21 protein-coding genes are annotated in these 17,622 nt (G+C 68.4%); 17 read left to right on the top strand and 4 right to left on the bottom strand.

Going from position 1 to position 17,622, the window contains the following annotated elements; genetic code table 11:
- Positions 1 to 66: 66 nt before the first annotated feature.
- Complete coding sequence (locus tag ACQZ13_RS20370; RefSeq protein ID WP_431047579.1) at positions 67 to 1,122, top strand: M14 family zinc carboxypeptidase; 1,056 nt, start codon at positions 67 to 69, stop codon at positions 1,120 to 1,122.
- The gene (locus ACQZ13_RS20365; RefSeq protein ID WP_431047577.1) at positions 1,119 to 1,925 is read left to right on the top strand and encodes an alpha/beta fold hydrolase; all 807 of its coding nucleotides are present in this window, start codon (positions 1,119 to 1,121) and stop codon (positions 1,923 to 1,925) included. The genes ACQZ13_RS20370 and ACQZ13_RS20365 overlap by 4 nt, the downstream gene beginning before the upstream one ends.
- Positions 1,926 to 2,004: 79 nt before the next feature.
- On the opposite strand, the gene rpsT is transcribed toward ACQZ13_RS20365, so the two are convergent.
- Positions 2,005 to 2,301 carry a 30S ribosomal protein S20 gene (gene rpsT, locus ACQZ13_RS20360; protein ID WP_067269869.1) on the bottom strand — a complete coding sequence of 99 codons (297 nt, stop codon included), beginning with the start codon at positions 2,299 to 2,301 and terminating at the stop codon, positions 2,005 to 2,007.
- A gap of 200 nt (positions 2,302 to 2,501) precedes the next feature.
- Here rpsT and murJ point away from each other — a divergent pair, with 200 nt between their 5' ends.
- The 9 genes from murJ to ACQZ13_RS20315 all read left to right on the top strand — a co-directional run bounded on the left by murJ (position 2,502) and on the right by ACQZ13_RS20315 (position 10,808).
- Positions 2,502 to 4,076, top strand: a complete 1,575-nt coding sequence (gene murJ / locus ACQZ13_RS20355) for a murein biosynthesis integral membrane protein MurJ (protein ID WP_088405398.1) — start codon at positions 2,502 to 2,504, stop codon at positions 4,074 to 4,076.
- A 56-nt stretch (positions 4,077 to 4,132) separates the two neighbouring features.
- Complete coding sequence (locus tag ACQZ13_RS20350; protein ID WP_431047575.1) at positions 4,133 to 4,909, top strand: SirB1 family protein; 777 nt, start codon at positions 4,133 to 4,135, stop codon at positions 4,907 to 4,909.
- A 108-nt stretch (positions 4,910 to 5,017) separates the two neighbouring features.
- Positions 5,018 to 5,692, top strand: a complete 675-nt coding sequence (hda, locus tag ACQZ13_RS20345) for a DnaA regulatory inactivator Hda (RefSeq protein ID WP_088405400.1) — start codon at positions 5,018 to 5,020, stop codon at positions 5,690 to 5,692.
- A gap of 52 nt (positions 5,693 to 5,744) precedes the next feature.
- Positions 5,745 to 6,413: an HAD family hydrolase gene (locus ACQZ13_RS20340; protein ID WP_431047573.1), complete on the top strand. Its 669-nt coding sequence runs from the start codon at positions 5,745 to 5,747 to the stop codon at positions 6,411 to 6,413.
- Entirely contained in the window at positions 6,410 to 8,053 is a 1,644-nt protein-coding gene (pcnB, locus tag ACQZ13_RS20335; RefSeq protein WP_431047570.1) for a polynucleotide adenylyltransferase PcnB, read from the top strand. The genes ACQZ13_RS20340 and pcnB overlap by 4 nt, the downstream gene beginning before the upstream one ends.
- Positions 8,054 to 8,091: 38 nt before the next feature.
- Positions 8,092 to 8,586 carry a 2-amino-4-hydroxy-6-hydroxymethyldihydropteridine diphosphokinase gene (gene folK / locus ACQZ13_RS20330; protein WP_431047568.1) on the top strand — a complete coding sequence of 165 codons (495 nt, stop codon included), beginning with the start codon at positions 8,092 to 8,094 and terminating at the stop codon, positions 8,584 to 8,586.
- Positions 8,587 to 8,628: 42 nt separating this feature from the next.
- Positions 8,629 to 8,982 carry a DMT family protein gene (locus tag ACQZ13_RS20325; RefSeq protein ID WP_067269881.1) on the top strand — a complete coding sequence of 118 codons (354 nt, stop codon included), beginning with the start codon at positions 8,629 to 8,631 and terminating at the stop codon, positions 8,980 to 8,982.
- A 146-nt stretch (positions 8,983 to 9,128) separates the two neighbouring features.
- The gene (locus ACQZ13_RS20320) at positions 9,129 to 9,776 is read left to right on the top strand and encodes a DUF47 domain-containing protein (RefSeq protein WP_431047566.1); all 648 of its coding nucleotides are present in this window, start codon (positions 9,129 to 9,131) and stop codon (positions 9,774 to 9,776) included.
- A gap of 21 nt (positions 9,777 to 9,797) precedes the next feature.
- Positions 9,798 to 10,808 carry an inorganic phosphate transporter gene (locus ACQZ13_RS20315; protein ID WP_431047564.1) on the top strand — a complete coding sequence of 337 codons (1,011 nt, stop codon included), beginning with the start codon at positions 9,798 to 9,800 and terminating at the stop codon, positions 10,806 to 10,808.
- Positions 10,809 to 10,818: 10 nt separating this feature from the next.
- Here the strand turns inward: ACQZ13_RS20315 and ACQZ13_RS20310 are convergent, their stop codons facing one another.
- Both ACQZ13_RS20310 and ACQZ13_RS20305 read right to left on the bottom strand, forming a co-directional pair.
- Positions 10,819 to 11,289, bottom strand: coding sequence for an NINE protein (locus ACQZ13_RS20310; protein WP_431047562.1), 471 nt, complete (start codon positions 11,287 to 11,289; stop codon positions 10,819 to 10,821).
- Positions 11,286 to 11,918 carry a GNAT family N-acetyltransferase gene (locus ACQZ13_RS20305; protein WP_431047560.1) on the bottom strand — a complete coding sequence of 211 codons (633 nt, stop codon included), beginning with the start codon at positions 11,916 to 11,918 and terminating at the stop codon, positions 11,286 to 11,288. The genes ACQZ13_RS20310 and ACQZ13_RS20305 overlap by 4 nt, the downstream gene beginning before the upstream one ends.
- A 270-nt stretch (positions 11,919 to 12,188) precedes the next feature.
- Between ACQZ13_RS20305 and rpsP the strand changes: the two genes are divergently transcribed.
- The 6 genes from rpsP (at position 12,189) to ACQZ13_RS20275 (ending at position 16,617) form a co-directional block, all read left to right on the top strand.
- Complete coding sequence (gene rpsP / locus ACQZ13_RS20300; RefSeq protein ID WP_088405407.1) at positions 12,189 to 12,464, top strand: 30S ribosomal protein S16; 276 nt, start codon at positions 12,189 to 12,191, stop codon at positions 12,462 to 12,464.
- Between the two features lie 18 nt (positions 12,465 to 12,482).
- Positions 12,483 to 13,079, top strand: a complete 597-nt coding sequence (gene rimM / locus ACQZ13_RS20295; protein WP_421036593.1) for a ribosome maturation factor RimM — start codon at positions 12,483 to 12,485, stop codon at positions 13,077 to 13,079.
- 128 nt (positions 13,080 to 13,207) lie between these two features.
- Positions 13,208 to 14,056, top strand: coding sequence for a tRNA (guanosine(37)-N1)-methyltransferase TrmD (gene trmD, locus ACQZ13_RS20290; protein ID WP_431047557.1), 849 nt, complete (start codon positions 13,208 to 13,210; stop codon positions 14,054 to 14,056).
- Between the two features lie 181 nt (positions 14,057 to 14,237).
- Complete coding sequence (gene rplS / locus ACQZ13_RS20285; RefSeq protein ID WP_431047555.1) at positions 14,238 to 14,606, top strand: 50S ribosomal protein L19; 369 nt, start codon at positions 14,238 to 14,240, stop codon at positions 14,604 to 14,606.
- 133 nt (positions 14,607 to 14,739) lie between these two features.
- Complete coding sequence (locus ACQZ13_RS20280; RefSeq protein WP_431047553.1) at positions 14,740 to 15,558, top strand: NUDIX hydrolase; 819 nt, start codon at positions 14,740 to 14,742, stop codon at positions 15,556 to 15,558.
- Positions 15,559 to 15,627: 69 nt separating this feature from the next.
- Positions 15,628 to 16,617, top strand: a complete 990-nt coding sequence (locus tag ACQZ13_RS20275; RefSeq protein WP_088405411.1) for a CobD/CbiB family protein — start codon at positions 15,628 to 15,630, stop codon at positions 16,615 to 16,617.
- Positions 16,618 to 16,788: 171 nt separating this feature from the next.
- On the opposite strand, the gene ACQZ13_RS20270 is transcribed toward ACQZ13_RS20275, so the two are convergent.
- Positions 16,789 to 17,598, bottom strand: coding sequence for an SDR family NAD(P)-dependent oxidoreductase (locus tag ACQZ13_RS20270; protein ID WP_431047551.1), 810 nt, complete (start codon positions 17,596 to 17,598; stop codon positions 16,789 to 16,791).
- Positions 17,599 to 17,622 lie beyond the last annotated feature (24 nt).

Below are 17,622 nucleotides of genomic sequence, written 5' to 3'. Positions count from 1 at the left end.
CGCCGACCTGCGTCCATGCGTCTACGCTGACGGGTTCGCCGCGACCTCCCCACCGGGCTCCTGGACATGGCCGTCTTCACCGCCGATGCGGGTCCTCGGGCCGCCACCGTCCTGCCGGAACTGCAGCAGCTGCTGCGCCTGATCGATCAAGGCGGATCGATGCTGAACGCCCGCGAGCTCGCGACGGTGACGACGGCCGGCGGCACGCTGCCGGTGATCGGGCTGACCTTGGGCAATCCCGACCCTGCCGTTCCCGCGCTCGGTTTCATCGGCGGCGTCCACGGGCTGGAGCGCATCGGCGCGCAGGTCGTGCTGGCCTATCTCGCCAGCCTCGTGCGGCGGCTGCGATGGGACCTCAGCCTGCATCAGCAACTGGAGTCGCTGCGGCTCGTGTTCCTGCCGGTCGTCAATCCGGGCGGGGTGCTGGCGGGCTCGCGGGCAAATCCCCGAGGCATCGACCTGATGCGCAACGCGCCGCAGGACGCGGACCGCGGCGTGCCGTTCCTGGTCGGCGGTCATCGGCTGACGCGGCTGCTGCCGTACTACCGCGGACGGGCCGACGAACCGCTCCAGGTGGAGAGCGATGCGCTCTGCCGTTTCGTCCGCGAGGAACTGCTGGGTCGTCCGGTCTCCATGGCCATCGACTTCCACAGCGGCTTCGGCCTGCGCGACCGCATCTGGTTCCCGTATGCGCGCACGCGCCATCCGATGCACCACCTCGCCGAGATCCACGCGCTGTGCGAGGTGCTCGATCAATGCCTGTCCCCGCATCCCTACGTCATGGAGCCGCAGAGCCGGCATTACCTGACCCACGGGGACCTGTGGGACCACCTTTACGATGAGTCGCTCTCCCTTGATCGAGGGATCTTCCTGCCGATGACGCTCGAAATGGGGTCATGGTTGTGGGTGAAGAAAAACCCGCGCCAGCTACTCTCCCGGCACGGCATGTTCAATCCGCTCATCGAACACAGACAGCAGCGGGTATTGCGACGGCACATGGCCTGGATGGACTTCATGACGCGCGCGACACAGGGCGCGTTGCGCTGGTTGCCGGGGCCGGACACAAGAATCGATCACGGGGAGCAGGCGTTGATTCGCTGGTATCGGAGGACCGCCGGATGAGCGGCCACACCTGGGTGCTGCTGCGCGGACTGACGCGCGAGAGCGGCCATTGGGGCGACTTCCCCACGCGACTGATACGCGCCTTGCGTGTCCAGCAGCCGGACGCGCGGCTGGAGCTGCTCGATCTGCCGGGCAACGGGGATCAGCATCGGCAGAGCAGTCCGACCCATGTCGACGCGATGATGGAGGCCTGCCGTGCGGAGCTCCGGCGTCGCGGCGTCGCCCCGCCGTATCAGGTGCTGGCGATGTCGCTGGGCGCGATGGTCGCCAGCGAGTGGGCGGCCCGGCATCCGGGCGAGCTCGACGGCATCGTGCTGATCAACACCAGCCTGCGGCCGTTCAGCGCCTTCTTCCGGCGGCTGCGCCCGTCGAACTACTGGGCCTTGCTGATGCTGAGCCTGACGCGGCTGAGCCTGCGCCGGCGCGAGGCCAAGGTACTGCAGATGACGACGCGTCTGCAGCGTCAGCCGGACCAGGTGATCGACAGCTGGGTCTCGATCCAGCGCAAGCATCCGGTGCGGCGCCGCAATGCGCTGCGCCAGCTGCTGGCCGCGGCGCGTTATCGCGCCAGCCTGGCCAAGCCGCAGCCGCCGATGCTGCTGCTGTGCAGCCAGGGGGACTCGCTGGTCGACTGGCGCTGCTCGCAGGCCATCAGCCGGGCCTGGGGCGCGCCCTTGCGGCTGCACCGGCACGCGGGGCACGACCTGCCGCTGGACGATGGGGATTGGGTGGCGCGCAATGTCGTGGACTGGCTCCACGTGCGCGAGGTCGTCGGACAGGTCACGACGCCGATGCCGCTCTGACCGGCCGCTCTGGCCGATTCAGCAATGAAAAAGCCCGCCTCGCGGCGGGCTTCCTCTGCACCAGAGCTGGATCTGTCTATCAGGCGGCGAGCGCCTTGATCTTCGAAGACAGGCGGCTCTTGTGGCGAGCAGCCTTGTTCTTGTGGAAGATGCCCTTGTCGGCGACCGAGTCGATCACGGGCTGGGCGGTCTTGAACAGGTCGGCGGCCTTGGCCTTGTCACCCGTGACGATCGCCTTTTGCACGTTCTTGATGACCGTGCGGAACTTCGAACGCAGCGCCGAGTTGGCGGCGTTCAGCTTGACGTCTTGACGTGCGCGCTTGCGGCCCGAGGCCAGACGCACGGTTTTCTTCTTGGCTTTGGAAGAGCTTGCCATTGTCTTATTGGTCCAGTTGGTGCAAAGACGGCGAGTATAGCAGCCAGGATTGGAAAAACCAAACCCGAGGTATTGCGCTCGCGGCAGGGCACCCATAATGCGCGGTCGTTTGCTGGGGCGCCAGCCCCGGGGGGGCGTCCCCATGCCGTTCCGCCTCGTTCCCCGCATCGTTTCCCGTACTGCCTCCGCGCCGCGCCTGAATGAACCTGCTCCGCACCGCCTCCGTCGTTTCGGTCTTCACGCTGCTGTCCCGCATCACGGGCCTGGTCCGCGAACAGATGGTGGCGGGGCTGTTCGGCGCCAACGCGATGACCGACGCCTACAACGTGGCGTTCCGCATCCCCAACATGCTGCGGCGGCTGTTCGCCGAAGGCGCGTTCTCGCAGGCCTTCGTGCCCTCGCTGGCCGCCGCGCGCGCCAAGGACGGCGACGAGGCCACCCGCCACCTGATCGACGCCGTCGCGACCGTGCTGCTGTGGGCGCTGGCGGCGACCTGCGTGATCGGTGTGATCGGCGCGCCGGTGCTGGTCTGGGCGCTGGGCGCGGGGCTGTCCAAGGATGCGCACGAGGCCGCGGTCGTGATGACGCGCTGGATGTTCCCGTACATCGGCTTCATGTCGCTGGTGGCGCTGTCGGCCGGCATCCTGAACACCTGGAAGCGCTTCATCGTGCCGGCGGTGACGCCGGTGCTGCTGAACCTCGCGTCGCTGGCCTGCGGCTACGGGCTGACGCCGGTGCTGGCGGCGCACGGCTACGAGCCGATCTACTCGCTGGCGCTGGGCGTCATGGTCGGCGGCATCCTGCAGCTGGCCGTGCAGGTGCCGGCGCTGCGGCGCATCGGCCTGATGCCGCGCTTCTCGCTGAACTTCTCCGGCCTGCGCCGCGCCGCCGGCGACGAGGGCGTGCGCCAGGTCTTGCGCAAGATGGGTCCGGCGCTGCTGGGCGTGGGCGTGGCGCAGCTTTCGCTGCTGATCAACACGCAGATCGCCATCGCGGTGGGCGAGGGTGCCGCCTCCTGGCTGACCTACGCGGACCGGCTGATGGAATTCCCGATCGCGCTGCTCGGCGTCGCGCTGGGCGTGGTGCTCACGCCGCAACTGGCGGCCAGCACGGCCAAGGGCGAGACGCAGAAATACTCGGGCCTGCTCGACTGGGGCCTGCGCCTGACCCTGCTGCTGGCGCTGCCCTGCGCGGTCGCACTGCTGGTCTTCGCCGAGCCGCTGGTGGCCGTGCTCTACCAGCGCGGCGCCTTCCAGGCGGCCGACGTCGCCCACACCGCCCAGGCCGTGATGGGCTACGGCCTGGGCCTGATGGGCCTGGTGTCGATCAAGGTGCTGGCCCCCGGCTTCTACGCGCGCCAGGACATGCGCACGCCGGTGCGCATCGCCGTCGGCGTCCTGATCCTGACGCAGGTGTTCAACGCGATCTTCGTGTTCGGCTTCAAGATCGGCGTGGCCGGCCTGTCGCTGTCCATCGGCCTGGGCGCCGTCGTCAACGCGCTGCTGCTGCTGCGCGGACTGCGCAAGCTGGGCACCTACACGCCGGAGGCCGGCTGGATGCTGTTCCTGCTGCGCGTGGTGATCGCCAGCGCCGCCATGGGCGCGCTGCAGTGGTGGCTGGCCGGGTACTTCGGCTGGGTCGGCGGCAAGGGCTTCCAGTTCGAGCTGGCGCGCGCCGGCTGGATGGCGCTGAGCCTGGGCGCTTCCGCGCTGCTGTATTTCGGCGTGCTGCTGCTGCTGGGCGTGAAGCTGCGCCAGTTCGCCCGCCGGGCCTGAAATCAGGGGCGCCGGGCTCCCGCTGGAGCGGCGGCGGCGGGCGTAGACTTCGACGCATGAGTTCGCCCTTGCAGTGGACGGTGCCGTCGGCGCTGGACTATTTCTCGACGCTGGTTGCCGACGACGACACGCTGAACCTGGCCGAAGCCGCCGCCGCGATCGCGCTGGACGACGTGCCCCGGCTGGACGTGCAGCAGGTAATGGCCGAACTGGACCGGCTCGGCGAGCGGCTGCGCCACCGCCTGCCCGCCGACGCGCCGCCCAGCCACCGGCTGCGCATGCTCAACCAGTACTTCCACGGCGAGCTCGGCTTCGCCGGCAACGTCAACGACTACTACGCCGTCGGCAACAGCTACCTGCACCAGGTGCTCGCCACGCGCCGCGGCATCCCGATCTCGCTGGCCATCATCTACATGGAGCTGGCGTCGCACGTCGGGCTGCGGGTCAAGGGCGTCAGCTTCCCCGGCCACTTCCTGATGAAGCTGAGCCTGCCGCAGGGCGAGGTCGTGCTGGACCCGTTCAGCGGCCGCTCGCTGGGGCGCGGCGAGCTCGACAAATTCCTCAGCCCCTGGCGCGAGCGCGCCGGCCTGATGCCGCAGGAGCCGATGTCGCTGGACACCTTCCTGGGGACGGCGCCGCCCCGGCAGATCCTGGCCCGCATGCTGCGCAACCTGAAGCAGATCCACATGGACCAGGCGGACCTGCCCCGGCTGCTGGCCGTGCAGCGCAAGCTGGTGGCCCTGCTGCCCGACGACCGCGTCGAGCGCGCCGACCTGGAGCAGTGCCTGCAGCAGCTGCGCGACGCCGGCGGCGGACCGGCCACCCTCCATTGAGGGAACGAGCGGGGGAGGGCGCCTCGGGCGACGCTTAGAATCCCCCTCTTTCCGAGGGTGCGGCCTTCCCCTGGCCGACGTCGCCCCGCCATCCAACGCTGAAGTGGTTTGAAGCAGATCCCGCTGTCGCTCGGTCCCGAGCCCGACTACACCTTTGACACGCTCCTCACCGGTGCCAATACCGCGGCCCTCACGCATGTGCTGGGGCTGGGAACGGGCTCGCCGCCGGTGTTCCTGTGGGGGCCGCCCGGCAGCGGCAAGACGCACCTGATGCGCGCGCTGGCGCGGCACTGGCAGCAGGCCGGCGCGCAGGTCGGCTGGTACGACGCCGACACCCCCCTCCCGTGGGAGCTGCCCACCCATCCGAGCCTGCTGCTGCTCGACGACGCCCAGCGCTTCGATCCGGGCCAGCAGCATGCGGCCTTCGCGCTCTTCGTCGAGGCGGCGACGCTCGGACTGGCGGTCGTCTCGACCGGCACCGCGCCGCCGGTGGACCTGGACCTGCGCGAGGACCTGCGCACGCGGCTGGGCTGGGGCCCGACCTTCGCGCTGCAGCCGCTGTCCGAGTCCGAGGTGCGCGCCGTGCTGCGCCGCGAGGCCGACCGCCGCGGCATCGCGCTGACCGACGAGGTCATCGACTACCTGCTCACCCGCTACGCCCGCGACCTCAAGCACCTGATGACGCTGCTGGACGGGCTGGACGAATTCTCGATGGCCAGCAAGCGGGCGGTGACCGTGCCGCTGCTGCGCCAGATGCTCGCCGACCAGGGGGCGATCGCCTGAGGGGCGACGCCGCCGGTTGCAACGTTTTCAAGGTTTTTCAAGGACAAGACCCGTGGACCTGACCCTGTTCGACCTCGACGGCACGCTGATCCCGCAGGACTCGGACCACGCCTTCGGCGGCTACATGGTGGAGATCGGCTGGGCCGACGGCGCCGCCTGGGCCGCCCGCAACGACGAGTTCTACGCCGACTACCAGCGCGGCGACCTCGACCTGGACGAGTACGTCGACTTCGCCACCTCCGTCTGGCGCGCCCGGCCGCTGGCCGAGGCCGAGGCGGCCCGCGCCGAATTCATGGCCCGGATCGTCGCGCCGATGTTGCGCGACAATGCGCGCGCACTCGTGCAGCGCCACCTGGACGCCGGGGATCTGGTGGTCGTGGTGACGGCGACCAACGAATTCGTGACCGCGCCGATCGCCAAGGCCTTCGGCGTCGATCACCTGATCGCCGTGCAGCTGGAGCGCGACGCGACCGGGTCGTTCACCGGGCGCGTGCACGGGACCCCGTCCTTCCAGGCGGGCAAGATCGTGCGCGTGAACGCATGGCTGGCGGCGCAGGGGCGCCGCTGGGAGGATTTCGAGCGCGTGCATTTCTACAGCGACTCGATGAATGACCTGCCGCTGCTGGAGCGGGTCAGCCATCCGGTGGCGACCAACCCCACCTCGGCCCTCGAGGCGCTGGCGCGCGAGCGCGGCTGGCCGATACTGAAGCTGTTCGAATGATCAAGAAATTCATCAACAAGTTGTTGGGCAAGCCCGAAAGTACCGCCACGCCGCTGGGCAAGCGCGTGGAAGTCACCGCGGAGGAACACCGCATCGACCCGGCCCTGCTCGATGAGCGCGGCGTCAAGGTCGTCAAGGGGCTGACGGATGCGGGCTACGAGGCCTTCATCGTCGGCGGCGCCGTGCGCGACCTGCTGCTGGGCCGCCGGCCCAAGGACTTCGACGTCGCCACCGACGCCACGCCGGAACAGGTCAAGAACCAGTTCCGCCGCGCCTTCATCATCGGCCGGCGCTTCCGCATCGTCCACGTGGTCTACGGCCGCGGCCGCGAGCACGAGGTGATCGAGGTCTCGACCTTCCGCGCGCTGCTCAAGGAAGACGACGCCGAGCAGGTGCAGGGCAACGAGAAGACGTCCAAGGGCGCGCTGGAGGGCAAGTCGCACGTCGTCGACGCGTCCGGCCGCGTGCTGCGCGACAACGTCTGGGGCCCGCAGATCGAGGACGCCGCGCGACGCGACTTCACCGTCAACGCGATGTACTACAACCCGGAACGCGAGCTGGTGGTCGACTACCACGGCGGTCTGGCCGACGCGCGCAAGAAGGTGCTGCGGATGATCGGCGACCCCGAGAGCCGCTACCGCGAGGACCCGGTCCGCATCCTGCGCGCCGTGCGCTTCGCCGCGAAGCTGGGCTTCACCATCGAGCCCAAGACGCGCGCGCCCATCGCCGCGATGGCGCCGCTGCTGGCCAACGTGCCGCTGTCGCGCATGTTCGACGAGATGATCAAGCTGCTGCAGACCGGCCATGCGCTGGCCAGCATCGACGAGCTGCGCAAGCAGGGCCTGGCGCGCGGCGTGTTCCCGATCCTGGACGCGGTACTCGACAAGGACGGCGCGCTGCCGGACAACGTGCACGGCAAGTTCGTCCGCCTGGCGCTGGAAGACACCGACAAGCGGGTCGAAGAGGGCCGCTCGGTCGCGCCGAGCTTCATGCTCGCCTGCATGCTGTGGGGCGAGGTCCAGCAGCGCTGGACGCGCCTGATCGACGGCGGCGAGGGCGCGGTGGCGGCCCTGCAGCAGGCGATCGACCTGGTCTTCGATGCGCGCGTGGGCGACATCTCCGGCCGCGGCAAGCTCGCGGCGGACATGCGCGAGATCTGGATGATGCAGCCGCGCTTCGAGCGCCGGACCGGCAGCGGTCCGCACCGCCTGATCGAGCAGCCGCGCTATCGCGCCGGCTTCGACTTCCTGGCGCTGCGCGCCGAGGCGGGCGAGATCGATCCGGCCCTGGCCGACTGGTGGGAAGACTTCGCGCTGGGCACCGAGGACGAGCGCCGCGCGCTGCTGGACCTGGCGCGCGAGACGCAGCGCCAGGGCGGCCCGCGCAGCAAGCCCAAGGCGGGCGGCGGACGCGTGCACTCGGTGCCGCGCGGCGCCGTGAGCACGCCGTCGACGATGCCGGTCAGCGGCGAATCGGCGGCCGTGCTGCCGATCGATGCCGACGCGGTGGACGTCATGGAAGGCGAGGGCGGCGTGGGCCATCCCGCGAAGAAGCGCCGTCGTCGTCGCAAGCCGAAGGCCGCGGGTGCTGCCGGCGGCACGGGTGCGTCGACGGAGACCGGTTCGTCCGGCGACGAGTAAACCTCGACGCGACACACTCGACGCGGCAGGCTCGACGAATGATCACGGCCTATGTCGGCCTGGGCGCCAACCTCGGCGACCTTCGGCGCACGCTGGAAGCGGCGCTGGCCGACCTCGCCGACGTGACGGACGTGGTCCTGGAGGCTGTCTCCTCCGCCTGGCGCAGTGCGCCGGTCGGCTGCGAGGGCCCCGATTACCTGAACGCGGTCGCCCGCGTGACCACGACGCTGCCGCCGCTGAGCCTGCTGGCGGCGTTGCAGGCCATCGAGCTGCGTCACGGTCGCGAACGGCCGTTCGTCAACGCGCCGCGGACGCTCGACCTCGACCTGCTGCTCTACGGCGACCAGACCATCGCCCTGGACCGGCTGATCGTTCCGCATCCGCGCCTGCATCAGCGCGCCTTCGTGCTGCGCCCGCTGCTGGAGCTGGCCCCGACGCTGGAAGCACCAGGACTGGCGGCACTGGCAAGCCATTTGCCATCGGTCGCCGACCAGGTCGTCGAGCGCGAGAACGCGCCGCTGCGTCTGCCCTGACGACCCGCCCACCCCCTTCAACCTCTTCCGGGAGTCCGACTCATGTTCGCAACCGCCGCCGGCTGGCAGATGGTCGCCCTGCTGACGCTGTCCAATGTCTTCATGACCTTCGCCTGGTACGGCCATCTGAAGGAGCTGGCGTCCAAGCCGTGGTACGTCGCCGCGCTGATCAGCTGGGGCATCGCGCTGTTCGAGTACCTGCTGCAGGTCCCGGCCAACCGCATCGGTTACGACGGCGGGTTCACGCTCGCTCAGCTGAAGATCACGCAGGAGGTGATCACGCTGGGTGTGTTCGTCCCGTTCTCGATGCTGTTCATGAACCAGCCGTTCAAGACCGACTTCATCTGGGCCGGCCTCTGCCTGATGGGTGCGGTCTACTTTATCTTTCGTAGCTGAGATCGGGAAAGCGGTCGAAATGGCTCGAACGAGCCATGGGCGGCTACACTCGCGGGTTTTCCGTGACACGGAAATGAATCAATTGTGACGATCCGGCGCCGAACGATGGCGATCCGGCGCGGATCGCACGGCGCGGAGCCTCCCCCATGTTTTTCGGCAAGCTGCTGCCCCGAGAGGGCAATTTCTTCGAACTCTTCAATGAGCACGGCACGCAGATCGTGGAAGGCGCGCGCGCCTTCATGCTCATGATCCAGAACTACAACGACCTCACGCTGCGCGAGAAGTACGCGGCCGAGGTCGACCGGGCCGAGCACCACGCCGACCGCGTCACCGCCGAGGTGAACCGGCTGCTGCACCGCACCTTCATCACGCCGATCGACCGCGAGCAGATCCACGGCCTGATCAACGCGATGGACGACATCCTGGACCTGCTGCAGGACTCCAGCGAGACCATGCAGCTGTACGACGTGCGCTCCATCCCCGACGAGGTGCTGCGTCTGGGCGAGCTGTCGGCGAAGTGCTGCGAGCGCGTCAAGCACGCCGTCACGCTGCTGCCCAAGCTGAGCGAGCCCAAGACCGCCGAAGCCGCCATCAAGGCCTGCGAGGAGATCGACAAGCTCGAGTCCGACGCCGACCGCGTGATGCGCGCCGCGATGTCCAAGCTGTTCCGCGAGCAGGAGGACGTGCGCGAGCTGATCAAGCTCAAGGCGATCTACGAGCAGCTGGAGTCCATCTCCGACCGCTGCGAGGACGTCGCCAACCTCATCGAGGGCATCGTCCTCGAGAATTCCTGATCCGGTCGCGGAGCGTCTCCCATGGGAACGATGCACGTGGCCTTCTGGGTCGTGGCCATGCTGGTGGTGCTGGCCGTCGCCTTCGACTTCATGAACGGCTTCCACGACGCGGCCAACTCGATCGCGACGGTGGTGTCGACCGGCGTCCTCAAGCCGCAGCAGGCCGTGCTGTTCGCGGCCTTCTTCAACGTGATCGCGGTGCTGTTCTTCGAGCTGAAGGTGGCGGCCACGATCGGCAAGGGATCGATCGACGCCAACATCGTCGATCACCACGTGATCTTCGGTGCGCTGATCGGCGCGATCGCGTGGAACGTGATCACCTGGTTCTACGGCATCCCGTCCAGCTCTTCGCATGCGCTGATCGGCGGCCTGGTCGGCGCGGCGATCGCCAAGGCAGGTACCAAGGGCCTGATCATGAGCGGCATCGGCAAGACGGTGCTGTTCATCTTCGTCTCGCCGCTGCTGGGCTTCCTGCTGGGATCGCTGCTGATGGTGGCGGTGGCCTGGCTGTTCAGACGCAGCTCGCCGCTGCGCGTGGACAACTGGTTCCGGCGGCTGCAGCTGGTCTCGGCCGGGCTGTACAGCCTGGGTCACGGCGGCAATGACGCGCAGAAGACCATCGGCCTGATCTGGATGCTGCTGATCGCCTCGGGCTACGCAGGCGCCGGCGAACATTCGCCGCCGACCTGGGTCATCGTCGTCTGCTATCTCGCCATCGGCATGGGCACCATGTTCGGCGGCTGGCGCATCGTCCGCACGATGGGGCAGAAAATCACCAAGCTCAAACCGGTCGGCGGCTTCTGCGCCGAAACCGGCGGCGCGATCACGCTGTTCCTGGCGACAGCGCTCGGCATCCCCGTGTCCACGACGCACACGATCACCGGCGCCATCGTCGGCGTGGGCTCGACGCAGCGCGCGTCGTCGGTCCGCTGGGGCGTGGCAGGGAACATCGTCTGGGCCTGGATCTTCACGATCCCAGCCTCGGCGTTCATCGCCGGGTTGTTCTACTGGATCAGCTTCACGCTGTTCTGAGTGCGGCGCGCTACTGGCTGATCTCGCGGGCGGCTTCCACCTGCGATTCGAAGTAGCGCTGCGCCGAGAAGGCGATCGTGGCCATCAGGCAGGCGCCGCCGACCATCAGGCATGCAATGACGCCCAGGATCGGCAACCAGCCGGTCTTGCGGAGCACCCCGCGGTTGAAGCGGTCGGCCCAGCGTTCGTCGGGCATCAGGCCGTAGACGATGCCCGCCAGCATGCTCTGGGCGATCATCAATCCGAGCAGCGGGATCAGGAACCAGGCGGTGACGTCGTCCTGGCCCAGCGTGTCCATGCGATGCACCCCGTACAAGCCGAGGAGCGTGGGCAGCGGGTGCAGCCAGGCCAGCTTGTCGCTGAACCCGTGCAGATAGAAACGATGCGCCCCGAGGCTGCCGAGCGCGAAGCTCAGCCAGGTGGCGACGGTCTTGGACTTGAGGTCCGCCGCGCCGCCGGCGTCAGGGGCGACGGCGCTCATGCGGCCGGGGTCTCGGCGGGCGCGGAGGGGGCAGCCGGCGAAGCGGTCGCGGAGGCGGTCGCTGCGGTCGCCGGCGTCGCTCCGGTGGGCGAACTGGTGTCGCCCTGGCCCAGTTGGCGTTGCATCAGCACGACATCGAGCCACTTGCCGAATTTCCAGCCGGCGGACTTCATGACGCCGACGTCCTCGAAGCCGTGGCTGCGGTGCACGCCGATCGAACCGAGGTTCTGCGAGTCGCCGATCACCGCGATCATCTGGCGCGCACCGGCGGCTTCGCAGCGGGCGATCAGTTCGGCCAGCAGCAGGCGGCCGACGCCCTGGCCCTGGGCCTGGGGCGAGAGGTAGATCGAGTCCTCGACGAAGTAGCGGTAGGCCAGGCGCGGACGGAAGTAGTTGGCGTAGGCGAAGCCCAGCACCTGCCCGTCGCGCTCGGCGATCAGGTAAGGCAGGCTGCGGCTGAGCACCTCGGTGCGGCGACGGCCCATCTCGGCGCGGTCGGGCACGTCGGTCTCGAAGGTGCCGGTGCCGTGCAGCACCGCGTGCTCGTAGATCTGCTGGATGGCGGCGATGTCACCCTCCAGGCTGGGGCGGATCAGGAGGGGGGAGGAACTGCTGGTGGTCGTCGTCATTGGGGGAGGAGGACAAAGCGTCAAACGCGAGTTTATAATGCTTGGTTTTGGCGCTGGCCCCTGGGTGTGGCTGTCACGCTTCGAAGCTCCCTGAAACGGAGCATGCGGGCGAAGGACGGACCGGGGGCGTATCTACGGAGCCAGCTGTCGACCTGCCGTTGGGAATCGATGCGCGACGCACGCGTACCCGACGAAGAGTCGATCCAATCTCTGCTTGCCCCTGTGTGTCTCCCTGGTGCGGTGGAACGCTCAAAACCTGAAGGATAGATCATGGTCGTTATTCGACTCTCCCGCGGTGGCTCCAAGAAGCGTCCGTTCTACAACCTCGTCGTGACGGACAGCCGCAACCGCCGTGACGGCCGCTTCATCGAGCGCGTCGGTTTCTACAACCCCGTGGCCACCGGCAATGCCGAAGGCCTGCGCGTCGCGCAAGACCGCGTGGCCTACTGGGTCGGCACCGGCGCCCAGCTGTCGCCGGCCGTCGCCCGTCTGGTCGACGTGGCCAAGAAGTCGGCTGCCGCTCCGGCCGCCGCCGTCGCTGCCTAATCCTCCGGATCGCAGTCGATGAAGCAAGCGCCTGACGACGTCGTCGAGAGTTCCCCGGCTTTCCCGGAGGACGCCATCGAGGTCGGGCGCGTGCTGGACGCCTGGGGCATCAAGGGCTGGCTGAAGATCCTCAGCCATTCCCCGGATGCCCAGGCGCTCTTCGCCGCTCGCCGCTGGTTCATGAAACCGAGCGAGAAGGCATTGCCGGGCAAGCCGCATGTCGTGCCCCCCGTGCTCAAGGTTCTGTCCGTCCGCGACCACGCGGACGGCATCGTCGCCCAGGTCGAAGGCCTGGCCGACCGCAACGGTGCGGAGGCGCTCAAGGGCGCCCGCATCTTCGTCTCGCGCAGCGTGTTCCCGGATACCGCCGAGGACGAGTTCTACTGGATCGACCTCATCGGCATGAGCGTCGTCAACAAGGACGGCCAGACGCTGGGCGAGGTGATCGACCTGATCGACACCGGCCCGCACTGCGTGCTGCGCATCCTGCCCGCCGGCAAGACCGCGCCGGTCAAGCCGGACGAGGAAATCCTGATCCCGTTCGTGAACGCGTTTGTCGGCGATGTCGACAAGGCCGCGCGCGTCATCCCGGTCGACTGGGACCTGGACTACTGATCCGGACTCGCCATCAGGGCGATGGCGGCGTTGCTTCGGCCTCGCCGTGCCCATGGCACTGTCTTCGGCCTCGCGCCTTGCCCTCGCCCTGATGGCGAGCCCGGATTCGTCGCTGCGACACTGCTGTCATGAGATTTGACGTCCTCACCCTGTTCCCTGAGCTCTTCGACCCCTTCCTGCGGGTCGGCGTGACGCGTCGCGCGTACGAGAGCAAGCAGGTCGACGTGCGCCTGTGGCAACTGCGCGATCACGCCGAAGACAACTACCGTCGTGTCGACGATCGCCCCTTCGGCGGCGGCCCCGGCATGGTGATGCTGGCCGCGCCGCTGGAGCGCGCATTGGCCGCGGTGAAGGCCGACCGCGCGACCACGCATCCCGGTGCGCCCGCCGTGATCCATTTCAGTCCGACCGGACGCAAGCTCGATCAGGCGCTGGCCCAGGAGCTGGCGCAAGGCGAGGGCGCCATCCTGCTCTGCGGCCGCTATGAAGGCATCGACCAGCGCGTGCTGGACCGTCACGTGACGATGGAGATCAGCCTCGGTGATTTCGTGCTGTCCGGCGGCGAACTGCCGGCCATCGCGATGCTCGATGCGATCGCCCGTCTGCAGGAAGGTGTCCTGAACGACGCCGCCTCGCACCAGCAGGACAGCTTCTCGGATGGACTGCTGGACTGCCCGCACTTCAGCCGTCCCGAAGTTCTCGAAACGCCTGAAGGCCCGATGCCGGTGCCGCCGGTGCTGCTGTCGGGCCACCACGCCGAGATCGCCCGCTGGCGTCGCGAGCAGTCGCTGGCGCTGACGCTGCGTCGCCGGCCCGAGCTGATCGAGGCCGCGCGCCGCGAGGGCAAGCTCGACAAGAAGGACGAGAAGTTCCTCGCCTCCCTGGAGGCTGCGCCGGGCGAAACACCAAGCAGGGCGCCAGGCAAGGCGCCCCGCAAAACGGGGGGCGGTATGGGTGGCGGTTCGGGCGAAGTTTGACGATCGTCCAACCCCGTCTATAATCGCCGGTTTTCCGATCCTCTACTGGGCTGATGGGGCAAGGGCGGTGCTTTGACACCGTTGGTTGAATCCCCACGCGGGCGGCGCCGAAGAAATCCTTCGAAGGTGTCCTGTCCTGGAATCATCCTGATTCGCGCCGGCAAGATCACAGGAGATCCTCGTGAATCTGATCCAGACCCTTGAGCAAGAAGAAATTGCTCGCCTGAACAAGACCATCCCCGCGTTCGCCCCCGGCGACACGGTGATCGTGAACGTGAACGTCGTCGAAGGCACCCGCAAGCGCGTGCAGGCCTACGAAGGCGTCGTGATCGCCCGCCGCAACCGCGGTCTGAACTCCAACTTCATCGTCCGCAAGATCTCGAGCGGCGAAGGCGTTGAGCGTACGTTCCAGCTGTACAGCCCGCTGATCGCTTCGATCGAAGTGAAGCGCCGCGGCGACGTCCGTCGCGCGAAGCTGTACTACCTGCGCGAGCGTTCGGGCAAGTCGGCACGTATCAAGGAAAAGCTGGCCATCAAGACGGTCGCCTGATCCTCGGCGTCCGCCACCCCCAAAGCCGCTCCAAGGCCCTGCCCGGAGCGGCTTTGTCGTTTCTGGCGTCCAATCGGGGCTTCGCGCCTCGGGCGCCCACGAACAAGTCCGGCGCACCGGACGCTCCTGCCGCATGCCGACGCTCCCCACCAGCCGTCCCGCCAGCCGTCCCGCCAGCCGCCCCGCCATCCAGGATCCCCGCGCCATCCCCGTCACCGGCACCGATGCGCATCTCCCCGCCGTTGCGCGCGAGCACCTGACGCCCGCCGCCCTGCGCGAGCGCTTCCTGCACCCGACGACGACCGAACCTGAGCTTCCGGGCGACGGCGGCATCTTCCCGGGCCGCACGACGACGCAAGCCGCGGTGCTGATTCCGCTCGTGGAGCGCCCCGACGGCCTGCACGTGCTGCTGACGCAACGCACCGCCCATCTGCGCGACCACGCCGGTCAGATCAGCTTTCCCGGCGGCCGCGCTGAACCGGAGGACGGTTCCCCCGAACGCACCGCGCTGCGCGAGGCCGAGGAGGAGATCGGCCTGGACGAACGTTTCGTGGACCTGATCGGTCAGCTCCCCGTCTATCGCACGGTGACGGCCTACGAGGTCACGCCGGTCGTGGGTCTGATCCGTCCGGGCTTCTCGCTGCGACTGGACGCCTTTGAGGTGGCCGAGGCCTTCGAGGTGCCGCTGGCCTTCCTGATGGACCCCGCGCACCACCAGCGCCACACCTATGAATTCGACGTCCCCGGCGAGGCCGCGGGCAATGGTGCGGACGATGGCGGCCCGCTGAAGGGGCGTCGCCAATTCCTGTCGATGCCGTGGACGGGGCCAGGTCTTGCGGTGTCGAACGCGGACCCCGATGTGACGCTGACCGCGGAGGCTTCGAAGGAGTTCTTCATCTGGGGCGCGACCGCTGCAATGTTGCGCAATCTCTACCGCTTCCTGCAGGTCTGACCTTTGGTGACGGGGCAAGGGCGGGCTAACCCCCTTCGGAGGGGGTGAGGGCCGCTATCATCCCGGGCCATGAACTTCTTCGCGGTCTTGCTGGCGCTGGTGTGCGAGCAGCTCAAGCCTCTGCCGCACGGGAACCCGGTCCACCAAGGCATGATCGCCTGGGTGCGCTGGACCGGGCGCAACTTCGACGCGGGGCGGTCGCATCATGCGGCCGTCGTGTGGACGATCACCGTCGTCGGTCCGGCCCTGCTCGTCGGGGCGATCTACGCGCTCGTGCGTCCGTACAGCCTGCTGCTGTCGCTGGCGATGGACGTGCTGGTGCTCTACCTGACGCTGGGCTTCCGCCAGTTCAGCCATTACTTCACTGACATCCGTGACGCCCTGGAGCGCGGCGACGAGCTCGAAGCCCGCCGCCTGCTGGCCGAATGGCGCCACCTCGACGCCAGCGAACTGCCGCGCACCGAGCTGCTCCGGCACGTGCTGGAGCATTCGCTGCTGGCGGCGCACCGGCATGTCTTCGGCGTGTTCTTCTGGTTCGTGCTGTTCTCGACGCTGGGTCTGGGACCGGCCGGCGCGGTGCTGTACCGGATGGCCGAATTCGCCGGCCGTTACTGGGCCTTCAAGAGCCGCACGCTGGACGCGCCGACCAACGAGCGCCTGATGGAGCTCTCGCGCAAGTTGTTCGGGATGATCGACCACATCCCCGCGCGCCTGACGGCGACGGGATTTGCGATCGTCGGCAACTTCGAGGAGGCCGTCAGTTCCTGGCGTCGTGACTCGACGCTGTGGGCGCATGACAACGAGGGCATCATCCTCGCGTCCGCTGCGGGAGCGGTCGGCGTGCAACTGGGCGGTAGTGCGGCGCCGGGCGTCACGCCGGACCGCAGCAAGACCTTCGACTCCGGCGGTGACATTGATGCGACGCGCGCCGAGGGCTCCACGGGCGGCGTGCCGCCGCAGCTGGGGCACTTGCAGAGCGTCGTCGGACTCGTCTGGCGCTCCGTGGTGCTGTGGTTGCTGCTGCTGGCGCTCCTGACGCTGGCCAACCTCGTCGGCTGAAGGATCCGAGAGCTTGGCCGGGACCGGCGGCGAAGCCGAGCGTTCAAGACTGACTTGAGCGCCGTCTGTCTGAGCGGCGTGAACCGAAGGTGAACAGAGCGAGTTGGCGCGACCTCGCGAGGCGTGAGCCGCCGGTCCCGGCCAAGCTCGGCGCACGCCTCAACTGCAATCTCAAGCGTCCCGCACATCGGCCAGCACTTGCTGGCCGAAGTCGTTTCTGGCGAGGAACTTCAGCACCCGCGTGGCGGTGTCCTCTGCGCTCACGAGTTGTCCTTCCGCCTTGAACGCGGCGAAGAGATCCCGGTCCGGGAACTTCGACGAATCCCCGCTGCGCAGTTGTGCCTGCATGTCGGTGTCGATGATGCCGGGTGCCAGCGAGACCACGCGCGCGGCGCGTTCGCCCTTGGTGGCTTTGTGTTCCTCGTCCAATGCCATGGCGCGGCTGAGGTTGTCCATGCCGGCCTTGGCGGCGCAGTAGAGCGCGCTGCCGGCCATGGCGCGGCGGCCGAGGCCGGAGGAGATGTTCAGCACCTTGCGATCGGCCGGCCAGGCGCGGGTGGCGTCCAGGAAGGCGGCGCTCAGCAGCACCGTGGCTTCGAGGCCGACGCGCAGCCCGGCGGAGAGCGTCTCCAGTGATTCGCCGTCGATGGGTCCGGGCGTCGTGACGACGCCGGCGTTGTTGATCAGCGTCGCCGCGGCCCAGTCGCTGGACTGCGTGCGCAGCCAGTCGGCCAGATGCTGGGCGATCGTCAGCGGGCTGGCCAGGTCGGCCTGCCATTGCTGCAGCGGCAGGCTGCGCTCGTGGGCGAGGCGTTCCAGCGCCTCGCTGCGGCCGCGGGCGATGCCGACGACCAGATGGCCCGCTTCGAGCGACTGGCGCGCCAGCGCCTCGCCCAGGCCGCGCGAACTGCCGGTGATGATGGTGAGGGAACGAGGCTGGGCGGCGTCGTTGGAAGCGACGTTGGCGTCGGTCGTGGACATGAGAAGCGCTCCTTGATCGGATGG

This window comes from Roseateles sp. L2-2, assembly GCF_050613215.1.
GTDB lineage: Bacteria > Pseudomonadota > Gammaproteobacteria > Burkholderiales > Burkholderiaceae_C > Roseateles > Roseateles noduli.
The sequence above is the reverse complement of the archived record's forward strand: the minus strand, read 5'-3'. Positions and strand labels throughout refer to the sequence as shown.

What these genes read in the sequence shown, in the direction of transcription:
- ACQZ13_RS20370 (WP_431047579.1), top strand. Translation starts at nt 67, where the DNA reads ATGGCCGTCTTCACCGCCGATGCGGGTCCTCGGGCCGCCACCGTCCTG.
- ACQZ13_RS20365 (WP_431047577.1), top strand. Translation starts at nt 1,119, where the DNA reads ATGAGCGGCCACACCTGGGTGCTGCTGCGCGGACTGACGCGCGAGAGC.
- rpsT (WP_067269869.1), bottom strand. Translation starts at nt 2,301, where the DNA reads ATGGCAAGCTCTTCCAAAGCCAAGAAGAAAACCGTGCGTCTGGCCTCG.
- murJ (WP_088405398.1), top strand. Translation starts at nt 2,502, where the DNA reads ATGAACCTGCTCCGCACCGCCTCCGTCGTTTCGGTCTTCACGCTGCTG.
- ACQZ13_RS20350 (WP_431047575.1), top strand. Translation starts at nt 4,133, where the DNA reads ATGAGTTCGCCCTTGCAGTGGACGGTGCCGTCGGCGCTGGACTATTTC.
- pcnB (WP_431047570.1), top strand. Translation starts at nt 6,410, where the DNA reads ATGATCAAGAAATTCATCAACAAGTTGTTGGGCAAGCCCGAAAGTACC.
- folK (WP_431047568.1), top strand. Translation starts at nt 8,092, where the DNA reads ATGATCACGGCCTATGTCGGCCTGGGCGCCAACCTCGGCGACCTTCGG.
- ACQZ13_RS20325 (WP_067269881.1), top strand. Translation starts at nt 8,629, where the DNA reads ATGTTCGCAACCGCCGCCGGCTGGCAGATGGTCGCCCTGCTGACGCTG.
- ACQZ13_RS20320 (WP_431047566.1), top strand. Translation starts at nt 9,129, where the DNA reads ATGTTTTTCGGCAAGCTGCTGCCCCGAGAGGGCAATTTCTTCGAACTC.
- ACQZ13_RS20315 (WP_431047564.1), top strand. Translation starts at nt 9,798, where the DNA reads ATGGGAACGATGCACGTGGCCTTCTGGGTCGTGGCCATGCTGGTGGTG.
- ACQZ13_RS20310 (WP_431047562.1), bottom strand. Translation starts at nt 11,289, where the DNA reads ATGAGCGCCGTCGCCCCTGACGCCGGCGGCGCGGCGGACCTCAAGTCC.
- ACQZ13_RS20305 (WP_431047560.1), bottom strand. Translation starts at nt 11,918, where the DNA reads ATGACGACGACCACCAGCAGTTCCTCCCCCCTCCTGATCCGCCCCAGC.
- rpsP (WP_088405407.1), top strand. Translation starts at nt 12,189, where the DNA reads ATGGTCGTTATTCGACTCTCCCGCGGTGGCTCCAAGAAGCGTCCGTTC.
- rimM (WP_421036593.1), top strand. Translation starts at nt 12,483, where the DNA reads ATGAAGCAAGCGCCTGACGACGTCGTCGAGAGTTCCCCGGCTTTCCCG.
- trmD (WP_431047557.1), top strand. Translation starts at nt 13,208, where the DNA reads ATGAGATTTGACGTCCTCACCCTGTTCCCTGAGCTCTTCGACCCCTTC.
- ACQZ13_RS20280 (WP_431047553.1), top strand. Translation starts at nt 14,740, where the DNA reads ATGCCGACGCTCCCCACCAGCCGTCCCGCCAGCCGTCCCGCCAGCCGC.
- ACQZ13_RS20275 (WP_088405411.1), top strand. Translation starts at nt 15,628, where the DNA reads ATGAACTTCTTCGCGGTCTTGCTGGCGCTGGTGTGCGAGCAGCTCAAG.
- ACQZ13_RS20270 (WP_431047551.1), bottom strand. Translation starts at nt 17,598, where the DNA reads ATGTCCACGACCGACGCCAACGTCGCTTCCAACGACGCCGCCCAGCCT.